Annotated in this window: 12 protein-coding genes and 1 pseudogene; 4 read left to right on the top strand and 9 right to left on the bottom strand. The window is 71.0% G+C overall.

The genetic code is table 11. The annotated features are described in order from the left end of the window. Nucleotides 1-6 precede the first annotated feature (6 nt). Together ET445_RS06485 and ET445_RS06480 are read left to right on the top strand one after the other, a co-directional pair. Nucleotides 7-1032 carry a malate dehydrogenase gene (locus ET445_RS06485; protein ID WP_129189918.1) on the top strand — a complete coding sequence of 342 codons (1026 nt, stop codon included), beginning with the start codon at nucleotides 7-9 and terminating at the stop codon, nucleotides 1030-1032. A gap of 112 nt (nucleotides 1033-1144) precedes the next feature. Continuing rightward, on the top strand, nucleotides 1145-1315 hold the full coding sequence (locus tag ET445_RS06480; RefSeq protein WP_129189915.1) for an HPP family protein: 171 nt from the start codon (nucleotides 1145-1147) through the stop codon (nucleotides 1313-1315). 78 nt (nucleotides 1316-1393) lie between these two features. Here ET445_RS06480 and ET445_RS06475 read toward each other — a convergent pair whose 3' ends face one another. From ET445_RS06475 to ET445_RS06450, 6 genes are all read right to left on the bottom strand, one after another. Beyond that, nucleotides 1394-3532 carry an acyl-CoA dehydrogenase family protein gene (locus ET445_RS06475; protein ID WP_129189913.1) on the bottom strand — a complete coding sequence of 713 codons (2139 nt, stop codon included), beginning with the start codon at nucleotides 3530-3532 and terminating at the stop codon, nucleotides 1394-1396. 218 nt (nucleotides 3533-3750) lie between these two features. After that, nucleotides 3751-4152, bottom strand: coding sequence for a DUF7144 family membrane protein (locus ET445_RS06470; protein WP_129189911.1), 402 nt, complete (start codon nucleotides 4150-4152; stop codon nucleotides 3751-3753). Further along, complete coding sequence (locus ET445_RS06465; protein WP_129189909.1) at nucleotides 4152-4655, bottom strand: hypothetical protein; 504 nt, start codon at nucleotides 4653-4655, stop codon at nucleotides 4152-4154. The genes ET445_RS06470 and ET445_RS06465 overlap by 1 nt, the downstream gene beginning before the upstream one ends. A gap of 136 nt (nucleotides 4656-4791) precedes the next feature. Continuing rightward, nucleotides 4792-6822, bottom strand: coding sequence for a DNA helicase RecQ (gene recQ, locus ET445_RS06460; protein WP_129189907.1), 2031 nt, complete (start codon nucleotides 6820-6822; stop codon nucleotides 4792-4794). Between the two features lie 48 nt (nucleotides 6823-6870). After that, nucleotides 6871-9408: a DEAD/DEAH box helicase gene (locus tag ET445_RS06455; protein ID WP_129189905.1), complete on the bottom strand. Its 2538-nt coding sequence runs from the start codon at nucleotides 9406-9408 to the stop codon at nucleotides 6871-6873. Beyond that, nucleotides 9405-10070: a TetR/AcrR family transcriptional regulator gene (locus ET445_RS06450; RefSeq protein ID WP_129189903.1), complete on the bottom strand. Its 666-nt coding sequence runs from the start codon at nucleotides 10068-10070 to the stop codon at nucleotides 9405-9407. Before ET445_RS06450 ends, ET445_RS06455 begins: the two co-directional genes overlap by 4 nt. A 134-nt stretch (nucleotides 10071-10204) precedes the next feature. Between ET445_RS06450 and ET445_RS06445 the strand changes: the two genes are divergently transcribed. Next, the gene (locus ET445_RS06445) at nucleotides 10205-10468 is read left to right on the top strand and encodes a putative antibiotic biosynthesis monooxygenase (protein ID WP_129189901.1); all 264 of its coding nucleotides are present in this window, start codon (nucleotides 10205-10207) and stop codon (nucleotides 10466-10468) included. Nucleotides 10469-10676: 208 nt separating this feature from the next. Here the strand turns inward: ET445_RS06445 and ET445_RS06440 are convergent, their stop codons facing one another. Then, complete coding sequence (locus tag ET445_RS06440; protein ID WP_129189899.1) at nucleotides 10677-11609, bottom strand: AEC family transporter; 933 nt, start codon at nucleotides 11607-11609, stop codon at nucleotides 10677-10679. Nucleotides 11610-11689: 80 nt separating this feature from the next. Between ET445_RS06440 and ET445_RS17920 the strand changes: the two are divergent. Continuing rightward, nucleotides 11690-12721, top strand: a pseudogene (locus tag ET445_RS17920) (MFS transporter); the annotation flags it as partial. A 297-nt stretch (nucleotides 12722-13018) separates the two neighbouring features. On the opposite strand, the gene ET445_RS17155 reads toward ET445_RS17920, so the two are convergent. Together ET445_RS17155 and ET445_RS06430 are read right to left on the bottom strand one after the other, a co-directional pair. Beyond that, a complete protein-coding gene (locus tag ET445_RS17155; RefSeq protein WP_165314447.1) occupies nucleotides 13019-14008 on the bottom strand; it encodes an aldo/keto reductase in 990 nt (329 codons plus the stop codon). Between the two features lie 17 nt (nucleotides 14009-14025). Further along, nucleotides 14026-14439, bottom strand: a complete 414-nt coding sequence (locus ET445_RS06430) for a hypothetical protein (RefSeq protein ID WP_129189895.1) — start codon at nucleotides 14437-14439, stop codon at nucleotides 14026-14028. Nucleotides 14440-14523: the final 84 nt, after the last annotated feature.

Here is a 14523-nt window from a genome sequence, read left to right as displayed (position 1 = left end):
CGGCCCATGGCGGCTACGAAACCGGTCACGATCACCATCACGGGCGCGGGCGGCCAGATCGGCTATGCGCTCCTGTTCCGCATCGCGGCGGGCGACCTGCTCGGCCCCGACACGCGCGTGCGGCTGCGCCTGCTCGAGATCCCGCAGGGTCTCAAGGCGGCCGAGGGCGCGGCGCTCGAGCTGCAGGACGGCGCGTTCGCGCTTCTCGACGCGGTCGACGTGACGGATGACCCGGGGCGCGCCTTCGACGGCGCGAACCACGCACTCCTCGTGGGCGCCCGCCCGCGCACGGCGGGCATGGAGCGCGCCGATCTCCTCAGCGCCAACGGCGGCATTTTCGGTCCGCAGGGCCGGGCCATCAACGATCACGCGGCCGAGGACATCCGGGTCGTCGTGGTCGGCAACCCCGCGAACACGAACGCGCTCATCGCGAAGGAGCATGCTCCGGATGTCCCGGCCGAGCGCTTCTCGGCACTCACCCGCCTCGACCACAACCGCGCCCTCGGGCAGCTCGCAGCCGCGCTCGACGCGCCCGTCGGAGACATCCGGAACGTCGCGGTGTGGGGCAACCACTCGGCGACCCAGTTCCCGGATGTCTCGCACGCGACCGTCGCGGGCATCCCGGTGCCGAACCTGCTCACCACCCGCCTCGAGGGCGCCGACGAGGCGCTGCAGTGGCTCGCCGAGACGTTCATCCCGCGCGTCGCGAACCGCGGCGCCGAGATCATCGAGGTCAAGGGGTCGTCGTCAGTCGCCTCGGCGGCGTCGGCGACGATCGACCACGTGCACGACCTCGTGCTCGGCACGGGCGACCGCGGGTGGACGAGCGCGGGCGTCGTCTCGCACGGCGAGTACGGCGTGCCCGAGGGGCTCGTGTTCTCGTTCCCCGTGACGAGCGCCGGCGACGGCGCCGACTGGGCGATCGCCGAGGGCATCGAGCTCGACGGGTTCGCGCGAAGCCGCATCGACGCGTCGGTCGCCGAACTCGTCGGCGAGCGCGACGCCGTGCGGGCGCTCGGGCTGGTCGGCTAAGGCATCCGCAGCGCGCTGCGCCACCTCCGCAACCCTGCGCCCGCTCAACGGGTGCACCCGCGCGCACGTGGCGCACAGCGAGTGCCCCGAGACATCCGCGTAGGCTTCTCGCATGGCCGAACCGAATCCCGCCGCACGTCGTAAGCAGCTCATCCTCGGGCTCATCGTGGGGCTCGTCGTCGGCATCGGCGTGAGCCTCTGGACGGGGTTCTGGCTGTGGCTGCCCGCGGGCCTCGTCGTGGGCTTCGCGTCGGGCATGCTCCTCAAGCCGCCGGCGCAGTAGGGCTCGGCTGAAACGCCGAAGCGCACCGAGACCTCGTGACCTGGTCTCGATGCGCTTCAGACGGCACCGCCGCGACGACTACTTCTTCTTGCCCTTCTTGGCGAGCGACTTCTCGTGCACGGGCTCCTTGCCCGACGCGCGGAGGTCGGCGTAGTAGGCGCGCGCCTCCTCTTGGCGCTCGAGCTCGATGCCCGTCGCGATCGTCGAGCGGAGGTGCTCGGGCGTGTAGCCGAACGCGTCGACGAGGTCTTGTGCGTGGGGGCGCAGGCGCTCGATGAGGCGGTCGATGTACGCCGTCACGGCCTGTGCGCGCTGCGGCGAGAGGCGGCCGTGGATGAGGTACCACTCGAGGTGCTTCTCGATGAGGCCGAGGCCGAACAGGTCGCGCACCCACGTGACGACCTGCTTGGTGCCCTCGTCTTCGATCTGCTCGAGGCCTCGCGTGAAGGCCTCCCACTGCAGGAGCTCGGCGTGTGCCCGGGCCGCCTCGATGAGGGCGTTCTGGTTGCGGTTGAACACCGCGGCGGCCTCCGCCTTGGGGAGCTTGCGCGCGCTGTTCAGACGGCCGGCGATCTCGGCGATCATCGCCTCGACGCGGTCGGTCAGCATCTCGTGCTGGGTCTCGGTCTCGCGGAGCTCGCTCACCGAGCGGGCCGTCGAGCCGAAGTCGGCGATCGTCTGGCCGAGACGGCGCAGGCCCGTGCCGTGGTAGGCGCGGTCGGCGGTCGACGACACGACGTAGCGGGCCATGGCGCCCGGGCCGGCCTTCGCGAACTGCCGCGAGTAGTCGGTGAGGAGTCGCTTTGCGACGAGCTGGAGGAGCACGTTGTTGTCGCCCTCGAACGTCACGTAGATGTCGAGGTCCTGACGGAGGCCGACGAGGCGGTTCTCGGCGATGAAGCCCGCGCCGCCGCACGCCTCGCGCGCTTCCTGCAGGATGTCGAGCGCGGCCCACGTCGAGAGCGGCTTCAGCGCGGCCGCCATCGTCTCGAGGTCTTCGCGCTCCTGCTCGGTGTCCTTCGTGCCCGAGAACACGCCGTCGAACTTCACGAGGAACTCGTCGTGCGCGAACGTCTGCGCGTACACCGTCGCGAGGCGGGGCAGCAGTCGGCGCTGGTGGCGCCCGTAGTCGAGCAGCACCTCTTCGTCGGTGTCGCTGCCTGCCGTGAACTGGCGGCGCTGGTTGCCGTACGTGATCGCGATCGTGAGGGCCATGGCCGCGGCGGCGGTCGAGGCGCCGTCGAGCGACACGCGGCCCTGCACGAGGGCGCCGAGCATCGTGAAGAAGCGGCGGCCGGGCGAGGAGATCTCGCTCGTGTAGGAGCCGTCGACCGCGACGTCGCCGTAGCGGTTGAGCAGGTTCGTGCGGGGGATGCGCACGTTCGTGAAGTGCAGACGCCCGTTGTCGATGCCGTTGAGCCCGCCCTTGAGGCCGTCGTCGACGCCGCCGACGCCCGGCAGGAACTCGCCGTTCTCGTCGCGGATCGGCACGTAGAAGCAGTGCACGCCGTGGTTGACGCCGTTGGTGATGAGCTGCGCGAAGACGGTCGCGGCCTTGCCGTGGAGGCCCGCGTTGCCGAGGAACTCCTTCCACGCGCCGCGGAACGGCGTGTGGATGACGAACTCCTCGGTCTCGGGGTCGTAGGTCGCGGTCGTGCCGATCGAGGCGACGTCGGAGCCGTGGCCGATCTCGGTCATGGCGAACGCGCCGGGCACCTCGAGCGAAAGGATGCCGGGGAGGAACTCGTCGTGGTTGCGCTTCGTGCCGAGCTGGAGCACGGCCGAGCCGAAGAGCCCCCACTGCACGCCCGCCTTGATCTGGAGGCTCGGGTCGGCGACGACGAGCTCTTCGAACGCCGTGATGTTGCCGCCCTGGTCTTCGGATCCGCCGAACTCCTTCGGGTAGGCGCGCTGCACAGCGCCCTCGCCGACGAGGATGTGGAGCTGCCCGAGGACCCGCTCGCGGTGCTCGGCCATCGAGAGACCCTCGACGCGCTGGAGCTCGGGGCGCGCGGCGCGCGCTCGCGCCGCGAGGCGGATGTCGGCCCACGTGCCGAGGAGCTGCCGGCCGAGCTTGGCGGTGTCGATCTTCGGCGCAGCGGGGGCGCCGGTCGATCGAGCGGCGCCGGGCGTCGAGGCGGCGGGGCGCCCCTCTGCACCGGGCGTGGTCGCCTCGGGCTTCGCAGTCTTCTCGGTGCGGGGTGCGGTGTCCACCATGTCGTCCTCCTCGAGCGGTCGTGGCCGTCTTCCAACGTACGACGCACGGCGTCGGGCCGGAAACGGTCGGTCAGGACCCGACAAACCGGCGGCGTCGGGCCTCGACCGGAGTTGCGTGATCCTACAAAGTCGGGTCGTCGGGTTTTACGACAGTCAACAAGGGCGGATGCCTCGCGCCCGGCGCGCGGCACGAACCATCCGGATGCCTCGCGGCCGCCCTACGACCGGAAGAACTCGTTCGCCCGACGCGACCAGAGGAAGATCAGCACGATCACCGAGATGAGGATGCCGAACCACTCCCCGACCGCCGTCGGGCTCGACGCGTAGGCGATCGCGAGGAAGAGCGAGCCGAGGATCGAGAGCACCTGCAGGATCGTCACGATCATGCGCGCCGCGGCGTTGCCGCGCAGCAGGCCGCCCGCGACGATGACGGTCAACAGGCCGATGATGATCGACCCGATGCCCGCCGCGATGAGTGTGCCGAGATTGCCGTACTCGTCGACGATCGCTTTGACGGGCGAGAACACGAGCATGAGCGTGCCCGCGAGGATGTCGAGCGCTCCCGAGATCCACGCGAAGACCGCGACGATCGTGACGCCGGCGGGGCGCGGGGCGGCCATCAGACGTCCTTCCGGGCGTCGGGCGTCTCGGGGACATCGGGCAGATCAGTGATGTCGGGCACGTCGGGACTCCTCGAAAGGTCGGGTTGGTCGGGCGCGAGGCCCCTGAAGAATCGCGAGGCGTCGGGCGTCCAGATGAGCCAGATGATCGCGATCGCGATGAGCGCGCTGATCGCCTCGTTCCAGATGTTCGCCCCCAGGAAGACGAGCAGGATCGAGAGCGCGAGGCCGACGACCTCGACGACCGTCACGGCGATGCGTGCGATCGGGTTGCCGACCCACAGGCCGACACCGACGATCGCCGCGATGACGCCGAGCAGGAGCGAGCCGACCCCGAACGTCACCACGAGGGCCGTTCCGCCCAGGGCTTCGACGACGTCGGGGTCTTGCGGGACGATGAGCAGCAGGAGCCCCGCGAGCACGTCGAACAAGGCGCCGAGCCAGACGAGCACCGCCACGAGCGTGACGCCCGGCGGACGTCGGAGATCGAAGTCGTGCGCCATGAGCCCCCCTCGCTCGGTCGCATGCGGTTCTCGGTCGCATTCGGCGCTCGGCGCGGTGGTTCGGCGCCGCTTCCGGATGCCTCGCTGAGGTCAGCGTATCGGCGCGCGGTGCGCGAGCGCACCTGTCGCGCGAGTCTCAGTGCGCGGCGACGACCCGCAGCACTGCCTCGCCGTACGCCTCGCGCTTCTTCGCCCCGATGCCCGTGATGGCGTCGAGGTCGGCGAGGCTCGCGGGCTTCGCCGTCGCGACCGCCCGCAGGGTCGCGTCGCCGAAGACGATGTAGGCGGGCACGCCCTGCTCTTTCGCCTCGCCCGCGCGCCACGCGCGGAGCGCCTCGAAGAGCTCGGCCTGCGCGTGCTCGAGGTCGGCTGCGGCGGGTGCCGCCGCGCGACGCGACGAGCCGCGCACGGGTCGGTCGGGCTCGGTGCGGAACGCGACCGTGTGCTCGCCCGCGAGGACGGCACCGGATGCCTCGGTGAGCGCGAGCACGCCGTACTCGCCGACCGACTGCAGCAGGCCCTGCGCGAGCAGCTGCCGTACGACGCCCCGCCACTGCGGGTCGGAGAGGTCGTCGCCGATCCCGAACGTCGCGAGCGAGTCGTGCCCGTACTGCTCGACGCGCGGCGTCCGCTTGCCGCGCAGGATGTCGACGAGGTGCCCCGCGCCGTACCGCTGACCGCGCTCGCGCTGGAGGCGCACGATCGTCGACAGGAGCTTCTGGCTCGCGACCGTGCCGTCCCATGAGGCGGGCGGCTCGAGGCACGTGTCGCAGTTGCCGCACGGCGCGCTCTGCTGCCCGAAGTAGGCGAGGAGGTTCTGGCGGCGGCACGAGACCGTCTCGCACAGCGCGAGCATGGCGTCGAGGTGCGCGGTGAGCCGCCGCTTGAACGCGAGGTCGCCCGGGCTCTCGTCGATCATGCGGCGCTGCTGCACGACGTCTTGCAGGCCGTAGGCGAGCCACGCCGTCGCCGGCTGCCCGTCGCGGCCGGCACGCCCCGTCTCTTGGTAGTACCCCTCGACCGACTTCGGCAGGTCGACGTGGGCGACGAAGCGCACGTCGGGCTTGTCGATGCCCATGCCGAACGCGATCGTCGCGACGACCACCACGCCGTCTTCGCGCAGGAACCGCTCTTGCGTGCGCCGCCGCACGCCCGCGTCGAGGCCCGCGTGGTACGGCATCGCGTCGACGCCGTGCTGGCGGAGGTAGTCGGCGAGCTTCTCGGTGCTCGCGCGCGACAGCGCGTAGACGATGCCCGCGACCGCGTTGCCGTCGGCGTCGCGCCCCTCGCTCTTCACGAAGTCGAGCAACTGCTTGCGCACCTCGATCTTCGGCGCGATGCGGTACTGGATGTTCGGCCGGTCGAAGCTCGCGACGAAGTGCTCAGCCCGTTCGAGCGAGAGCCGCTCGGTGATCTCTTTGTGGGTCGCCTCGGTCGCCGTCGCCGTGAGCGCGATGCGCGGCACGTCGGGCCAGCGCTCGGCGAGGCCCGAGAGCGCGAGGTAGTCGGGCCGGAAGTCGTGCCCCCACTGCGACACGCAGTGCGCCTCGTCGATCGCGAAGAGCGCGATGCGCCCGCGTTCGAGGAGGCGCAGCGTCGGCTCGGTATTGAGCCGCTCGGGGGCGACATACAGGAGGTCGAGCTCGCCCGCGAGATACGCCCGCTCGACCTCGGCGCGCTCGAACGACTGCTGGCTCGAGTTGAGGTAGGCGGCGCGCACGCCGTTGCGCACGAGCGCGTCGACCTGGTCGTGCATGAGCGCGATGAGGGGCGACACGACGATGCCCGTGCCCTCGCGGAGGAGCGCGGGAATCTGGTAGCAGAGGCTCTTGCCGCCGCCCGTCGGCATGAGCACGACGGCGTCGCCGCCGCCAGCGACCTGGTCGATGATCGCAGCCTGCTCGCCGCGGAACGCGTCGTACCCGAACACGTCGCGGAGCGCGTCGAGCGCCGTCGCGTACCGCGCGGGCGCGACGCCGAGACGAGCGGCGGATGCCACGGCAGCACCGGATGCTGCGCCCGCACGCCGCACCGGCGACGACGCGCCGGCGGGAGGCATCCACTCGTCCGGCGGCGGAGCCGCCCACTCGTCGTCGGGAGGCACGAGCGCGTCGACGTCCCACGGGACCTCGTCGAAGTCGTGGAAGGGGGCGGGCTCGTCGGTCATCCCGTCGAGTGTAACGACGGTCGGCGACATGCCGACCGGGCGCGGACGCTACAGCCGCACGACCTCGGTGACCCGCACGACCGCTTCGCCCTCCTCGGCCGAGGCGACGAGGTCGACCTCGGCGCGGATGCGCCAGTCGTGGTCGTGGGCAGGGTCGTCGATCGTCTGCTCGACGACCCAGCGGCCGGCCGAGGCATCCGTCTCGTCGATCGACACCAGCCTCGGCGAGCGCGCCGCCGCGTCGACGCCGATCGAGTCGTGCTCGTCGTAGTAGCGGTCGAGCACATCGGGCCAGCCCACGTCGGGGTCGAGTTCGGCGAGTTCGTCGTCGCGTTCGAGGGCGGCCAGTTGCACCCGGCGGAACAGCTCGTTGCGCACGAGCACCGTGAACGCGCGGCGGTTGGTCACGACCGACGGCGGCGCGGGCGGCACGACGGCCGCCTCTTCGCCGTCGTGGTGGAGGGTCGGATCGACGAGTTCGGCCCACTCGTCGACGAGCGACGAGTCGACCTGGCGCACGAGCTCGCCGAGCCACTCGATGAGGTCGTGGAGCTCGTCGTCCTTCGCCTCGTCGGGCACGGTCTGGCGGATGGCACGGAACGCGTCGGACAGGTAGCGCAGCACGAGCCCTTCGCTGCGGGCCAGCTGGTAGAGCGACACGTACTCGCCGAACGTCATCGCCCGCTCGAACATGTCGCGCACGACCGACTTCGGCCGCAGCTCGAAGTCGCGCACCCACGGCTGGCTCGACGCGAACGTCTCGAACGCGTGCGCGAGGAGGTCGCCGAGCGGCTTCGGGTAGGTGACCTCTTCGAGGAGGGCCATCCGCTCCTCGTACTCGATGCCGTCTTGCTTCATGGCGGCCACAGCGTCGCCGCGCGCACGGAACTCCTGCTGCGAGAGGATCGGCCGCGGGTCGTCGAGGGTCGACTCGATGATCGAGACGACGTCGAGCGCGTACTGACCCGTCCCCTGCTCGCTCGTCTCGGGGTCGAGCAGTTCGATCGCGGCGAGCGCGAACGGCGAGAGCGGCTGGTTGAGGGCGAAGTTCGGCTGCAGGTCGACCGTGAGCGAGAGCCTCACTCCCAGGGGTCCGGCCGTGGCATCCGGTTCGAGGACGACGACCTGCGCGTCGCGCAGCGTGCGCAGGATCTCGAGCGCGCGACGCGCGAGCGCGAAGCGACGGGCGCGCGGTTCGTGGTTGTCGAAGACGAGCGAGCGGATGTCTCCTGCGACGTCTCCTCCGCGGGCGATGACGTTGATGAGCATCGCCGCCGACAGCTTCAACTGCGGCACGAGCGCTTCGGGCTCGGCCGCGATGAGCCGATCGAACGAGCCCTCGCCCCAGGTCACGAACCCTGCGGGCGCCTTCTTGCGCACGATCTTCTTGAGCTTCTTGGGGTCGTCGCCCGCCTTGCGCACGGCCTGCTCGTTCTCGATCTCGTGCTCGGGCGCGAGCACGACGACCGTGCCCGCCGTGTCATAGCCGGCCCTCCCGGCACGCCCCGCGATCTGGTGGAACTCGCGCGCACTGAGCTGGCGCATCTTCTGTCCGTCGAACTTCGTGAGCGCCGTCACGAGCACCGTGCGGATCGGTACGTTGATGCCGACGCCGAGGGTGTCGGTGCCGCAGATGACCTTGAGGAGTCCGCGCTGGGCGAGGGTCTCGACGAGCCGGCGGTAGCGCGGAAGCATCCCCGCATGGTGCACGCCGATACCCGCCCGCACGAGCCGCGAAAGCGTCTTGCCGAAGGCCGTCGTGAACCGGAACCCGCCGATCGCGTCGGCGATCTCGTCGCGCTGCTCGCGCGTGACGACACGGATCGACGAGAGCGCTTGCGCGCGCTCCATGGCCGCCGCCTGCGAGAAGTGCACGATGTAGACGGGCGCCTGCTTCGTGTCGAGGAGCTCTTCGACCGTCTCTTGCACGGGCGTCTTCGCGTAGTGGTAGCTCAGCGGCACGGGCCGTTCGACTCCCGTGACCTCGGCGACCTCGCGTCCCGTGCGGCGCTCGAGGTCTGCCACGATCGTCGACACATCGCCGAGGGTCGCCGACATGAGCAGGAATTGCGCGCGCTTCAGCACGAGGAGCGGCACCTGCCACGCCCAGCCGCGGTCGGGGTCGCCGTAGTAATGGAACTCGTCCATGACGACCTGGTCGACGGGGGCATCGGGGCCCTGTCGCAACGCGAGGTTCGCGAGGATCTCGGCCGTGCAGCACACGATCGGCGCATCGGCGTTGACCGAGGAGTCGCCCGTCACCATGCCGACGTTCGCGGCGCCGAAGATCTCGACGAGCTGGAAAAACTTCTCGGACACGAGCGCCTTGATGGGCGCCGTGTAATAGGTGCGCCCGCCGCGCGCGACGGCGGTCGCGTGGGCTGCGACGGCGACGAGCGACTTGCCCGTGCCCGTCGGCGTCGACAGGATGACGTGCTGCCCCGACACGAGCTCGATGACGGCCTCGTCTTGCGCGGGGTAGAGCGAGAGCCCGCGGTCTTCGGCCCACGAGACGAACCCGTCGTAGAGGGCGTCGGGGTCGGCGTCGCGCCCCTCGGGGAGGCGGGACAGGAGCGGCTCGGTCACAGGGTCGAGTCTGCCGCACGCACGATGCCTGCGCGCTCGACGGCGGCACGCTCGATCGCCGCGCGCGCGAGGAGCGTGACGGCGTCGACGATGACGGTGCGCCGCTCGGCGATGCGATCGGGCCCGTCGCCGACCATCTGGCGGTCGAGCTGCGGCAGCACAGGGAACGCGTTCACGAGCGAGACGATGGTGAGGAGGAGTTCGCCCGCCGCGCGGCGGTCGACGCCCGGGAGCATCGATTGCAGCACGCCGACCTTGGTCTCGTTGTATTCGAACCTCGACGCGGGCGACTCGTCGCGCCCGACCTCGAGCCCCTCCCAGAAGATGAGGCGCGGGATGGTCTGGTCGGCCAGGTGGTGGTCGTAGAGTCGCCCCGCGTAGTCGGCGACGGCGTCGGCCCCGACGGATGCCTCGGGGTCGGCGCCGGGGTCGCCGGCGTCGAGGCGCATCGGCACTTCGTCGACGAGGCTTGTGAGCCGGGTCTCGAGGACGGCGCGGAGGAGCGCGGCCTTGTTGCCGAAGTACTGGTAGATGCGTTCTTTGTTGACCCCGGCCGAGGCTGCGATGCGGTCGACACGGGCGCCGGCGAGCCCGTGCTCGCTGAACTCGGCGGTCGCGGCGTCGAGCAGGAGCCGCTTGGTGCGCTCGGTGTCCCAGGCCATGCCCCGATCTTAGCCAATTCCAACTGAGTAGTTGCGGAATATCCGAGCGCGTGATTCAATTACAACCATTCAGTTGCAACTATTCAGTTGGATACTGGGCGATCGCCCGACGCACTCTTCGAAAGGACGCTCCCATGAGCGACATCACCACCGCCCCGACCGCGCCGCCCTCGGTGCACGTGCGCGCCGTCATCACGTGGCTCGCGATCTTCCCGCTCGTCTCGATCGGCATGATCCTGCTCGCGCCCGTGTCGGAGTCGTGGCATCCGATCCTCCGCGCGCTCCTCCTGACCGCTCTCGTGGTCCCGACCGCCGTCTACCTCGTCGTCCCGCAGCTCATGCGCGCCTACGGCGCGACCAGGCGCGCCGCGGCGAAGCGCCGCACGGCACGCGTCTGACCCCTGGCCGACACGCTGAGAGCCGGCGTCCGCCCGACATACGGGTACAGGCGGAGCCGGCTCTCTGAATCGCTTCTCCGTCGACAGTTCCCCCCGGCAGCGGCGGCGATCGCGATGCATCCGAAGCTACCCGCGTGCGCAAGCCGCGGGGATCAGGGACAACCCTGAACCTCGGCCGCCGGTCGATCGCGGAGCTCGTCGGCCCCGCTCAGCCGAGCGAGCCGCCGAGCAGCAGCGCGATGACGAACAGCACGGGCAGCGACCCCGCCGTCGTCAGGAACACCGTGTCGCGCGCGACCGTCTCTGCGGTCTCATACCGCTGCGAGAACACGAACACGTTCTGCGCGGTCGGCAGCGCCGCGAGCACGGTGACGGCGTAGAGGTCGTGCCCCGAGAGCCCGAATACGAACGAGCCGATCGCCCACGCGGCCGCCGGCATCGCGAGGAGCTTCAGGGTCGTCGCGAGCAGGATGTCTCGCCGCGTGCCCCTCGCCGACAGGATCCGCTGCCCGTACAGCGACATTCCGAACGAGATGAGCATGATCGGCACGGCCGCGTGGCCGATGAGCGCGACGGGCTCCGACACGAGCGGCGGCAGGTCGAGCCCCGACACCGCCACGATCACGCCGAGGAGCGACCCGAGGATGATCGGGTTCAGGAGCGTCGAGCGCACGATCGCGGCGAACGACGTGCGCCCCTCGACCGTCGCGCCGAGCACCGCGAGCCCGACGGGCGCGAAGAGCAGCAACTGCAGCAGCACGATGGGCGCCGAGTAGGCGGCGTCGCCCAGCATGTACACGGCGATCGGGATGCCGAAGTTGTTCCCGTTGACGTACCCCGACGAGAGCGACCCGATGACCGTGTGCGCGAGCGTGCGCCGCCACACGAGCAGGGCGACGAGCGCGAAGATCGCCATCATCGACAGCGCCGCGAGCGCCGACACGGGCAGGAGCGCCGAGAACAGCGACGCGACGTCGGCCTCGGACAGCACCGAGAACAGCAGGAACGGCGCGAGGATGTTGAACGTCAGGCTCGCGAGCACCGTGCGGGCCTCGCCGCGCAGCACACCCGTGCGCGCGCCGATCCAGCCGACGAACACGGCGAGCACGATGACGGCGAAGCCCGTGAGGATGTCGATCACAGGCGACCGCAGACGGTACCGGGGCGGGGGCTGCGAGACATCCGTTCCAGCGTACGCCCGCGAACGCGCCCACCCTGTGGATGAGCGCCCGAGCGGGCTTCGCAACCGCTGCTAGGCTCGCGCGGATGCCTCCCGCCGACCTCGCCCGCACACTCGAACGGGCGCGGTGGTCGCTCATGGCGCAGTTCGCGATCTTCGGCCTGTTCATGGCCTCGTGGACGAGCCGGATGCCCTCCATCAAGGAAGCGCTCGGGGTCTCCGCCCTGCAGCTCGGGTCGCTCCTCATCGTCGGCGGACTCGGGTCGCTCCTCGGGGCAGTCACGATCGGCGCCGTCGTGGCCCGGTTCGGCACGCGCGTGTCGCTCGCGGCCGGGGCCGTCGGCAACGTCGTCGGGTTCGGCCTTCTCGCGCTCTCGACCGAACTCGGCTCGGTGCCGCTCTTCCTCGTCGGCGCGTTCCTCAACGGCTGCTGCGGCGCCCTCGTCAACGTGCCCATCAACGTCAACGCCGCAGCCGTCGAGCAGCGGCTCGAGCGGTCGGTGCTCGCGCAGTTCCACGCCGCGTTCTCGATCGGGGCCGCGGCGGGCGCGGCCGTCGCCGCCGGATTCTCGGCCCTCGGCGTGCACGTCGCCGTGCAGGTCGCCGTCGTGACCCTCGTGCTCACCGCACTCAGGTTCCGGCTGCTGCGCCCCTCGACGGTCTTCACGACGGAGCTCGCGGCGGGTGAGACATCCGGGGCCTCCACGAAACCGAAGCGCGGCGACCGCGCCGCCGTGCGCGCCGCCCTCGCGGCGTGGCTCGAGCCGCGCACGCTCCTCCTCGGGGTGGTGCTGCTCGCCGCCTCGCTCGCCGAAGGCTCGGCGACGACCTGGCTCTCGCTCGCGGTGGTCGACGGCTACGGAACGACCGAGTCGGTCGCGGCGATGGCCTACGCGACGTTCGTCGGCGCGATGACCGTGTTCCGGTTCTTCGGCGGGCGGCTCATCGACCGCTTCGGCCGCGTCCTCGTGCTGCGAGCGTCGGGCGTCTCGGCCCTCGTCGGCATCGCCTGCTTCGTCTTCGGTCCGAACCTCGTCGTCGCGTGGCTCGGCATCCTGCTCTGGGGCTGCGGCGCCGCGCTCGGCAACCCCATCGCGATCACCGCCGCGAGCGACGACCCTGAGAAGGCGGGCCCGCGCGTCTCGGTCGTCACGTCGTTCTCGACGATCTCCTCGCTCGCGGCTCCGCCGCTCCTCGGCCTGCTCGCCGACGCCGTCGGCCCCCACCGCGCGCTCCTCGCGATCGCCGCGGTCGTCGTCGTGAGCCTGTCGGTCGCGGGGCAGGTGCGTCGGCGCCCGCCGGCCGCGATCGCGGAGGCCGAGGCATCCGCTTCCTCGCACGACCGCTCACGCGTCGAGGAGAAGTCGCTGCTACCAGCGCGGGTGGATGGCCGCCCGCAGCTCGCGGTCGTACAGTTCGCGCACACCCTCGAAGAACGACTCGGGCAGGTCGAGCGACCCGGCGGCGGCGTTCGCGCGCGCCTGCTCGGGGTTGCGCGCGCCCGGAATGACGGTCGAGACGCCGTGCTGCGCGGCGATCCACGCGAGTGCGACCTGTGCCGTCGAGGCTTGCGGCGCCGCATCGCGCGCAAGCGCCGCGAACTCGGCGGCCGCGCGCACGCCCGTCGCATAGTCGACGCCCGAGAACGTCTCGCCGACGTCGAACGCCTCGCCGTGGCGGTTGTAGGTGCGGTGGTCGTTCGCCGCGAACGTCGTCTCGAGCGTGTAGCGGCCCGTCAGCAGACCGCTCGCGAGCGGCACGCGCGCGATGATGCCGACGCCTGCCGCGGCAGCGGCGGGCAGCACCTCGTCGAGCGGCTTCAGGCGGAAGGCGTTGAGGATGATCTGCACGGTCGCGACGTTCGGCCGGGCGATCGCGAGGAGCGCCTCCTCGACGGTCTCGACGCTCACGCCGTAGTTCGCGATCGCGCCGTCCGCGACGAGGGTGTCGAGCGCGTCGAACACGACGTCGTCGCGGTAGACGGCCGTCGGCGGGCAGTGCAGCTGCACGAGGTCGAGCGTGGTGACGCCGAGGTTCTTCCGCGAGCGGTCGGTCCACGCGCGGAAGTGCTCGAGGACGTAGTTCTCGGGTACCTGCGGCACCCGCCTCCCCATCTTGGTCGCGACCGTCACGCCCGAGTCGGGGTTCGCGGCGAGCCAGCGGCCGATGATCGCCTCGCTGCGGCCGTCGCCGTAGACGTCGGCCGTGTCGAACACCGTGACGCCCGCGGCGTGCGCCGCGTCGAGCACCGCGAGCGCGTCGGCTTCGTCGACATCGCCCCAGTCGGCGCCGAGCTGCCACGTGCCGAGACCGATCACTGAAACCGTGCGGCCGGTGCGGCCGAGGGTGCGCGTCTGCATGGAGTCGAGCCTAGGCGTCAGGCGAATCGCGGCGGCGCCGCCTGCACGGCCTGCCACCCGTATGAGACCGCGCATGCGCGGAGCGCGGTGAATCCCGCGTCGCGCAATGCGTCTCGGACGGCCTCGTCGCCGGGGGTTCCGGCGAGCCCACCGCCGTAGACGACCCACGTGGGCGCGCTCACGCCGCACTCGAGGAGCCACGCCGAGAGTCCGTCGAGCTGGTCGTAGGTCTGCACGACCGTGACGACGACCCCGGCATCCCACGGGAGCGCGCGGTCGAGGCCGTCGAGCGCGTCGGCGAGTTCGGGGATCGCGAGGTCGCCGCGGACGGCGACCGCGACGTCGGGGCTGAGACCCATCCGCTCGGCGAGGCGCGACTCGCGCACCGATCTCGATTGGACTGCGATGCCCGGCGTCTTCGATTCCCCCATCAGAACCCCCCGGGTCATCTTCGCCCGATCGCGGCCCCGTCGCAATGGAGAATCGACGAATGGACGTCATATCTCGCGATCCGG

The organism is Agromyces protaetiae (assembly GCF_004135405.1).
In the GTDB taxonomy this organism is placed as follows: Bacteria; Actinomycetota; Actinomycetes; order Actinomycetales; family Microbacteriaceae; genus Agromyces; species Agromyces protaetiae.
The sequence above is the reverse complement of the archived record's forward strand: the minus strand, read 5'-3'. Positions and strand labels throughout refer to the sequence as shown.

Excerpts from the sequence above, each read along its gene's own strand:
- ET445_RS06485 (WP_129189918.1), top strand. The coding sequence starts at position 7 with ATGGCGGCTACGAAACCGGTCACGATCACCATCACGGGCGCGGGCGGC.
- ET445_RS06480 (WP_129189915.1), top strand. The coding sequence starts at position 1,145 with ATGGCCGAACCGAATCCCGCCGCACGTCGTAAGCAGCTCATCCTCGGG.
- ET445_RS06475 (WP_129189913.1), bottom strand. The coding sequence starts at position 3,532 with ATGGTGGACACCGCACCCCGCACCGAGAAGACTGCGAAGCCCGAGGCG.
- ET445_RS06470 (WP_129189911.1), bottom strand. The coding sequence starts at position 4,152 with ATGGCCGCCCCGCGCCCCGCCGGCGTCACGATCGTCGCGGTCTTCGCG.
- ET445_RS06465 (WP_129189909.1), bottom strand. The coding sequence starts at position 4,655 with ATGGCGCACGACTTCGATCTCCGACGTCCGCCGGGCGTCACGCTCGTG.
- recQ (WP_129189907.1), bottom strand. The coding sequence starts at position 6,822 with ATGACCGACGAGCCCGCCCCCTTCCACGACTTCGACGAGGTCCCGTGG.
- ET445_RS06450 (WP_129189903.1), bottom strand. The coding sequence starts at position 10,070 with ATGGCCTGGGACACCGAGCGCACCAAGCGGCTCCTGCTCGACGCCGCG.
- ET445_RS06445 (WP_129189901.1), top strand. The coding sequence starts at position 10,205 with ATGAGCGACATCACCACCGCCCCGACCGCGCCGCCCTCGGTGCACGTG.
- ET445_RS17155 (WP_165314447.1), bottom strand. The coding sequence starts at position 14,008 with ATGCAGACGCGCACCCTCGGCCGCACCGGCCGCACGGTTTCAGTGATC.
- ET445_RS06430 (WP_129189895.1), bottom strand. The coding sequence starts at position 14,439 with ATGGGGGAATCGAAGACGCCGGGCATCGCAGTCCAATCGAGATCGGTG.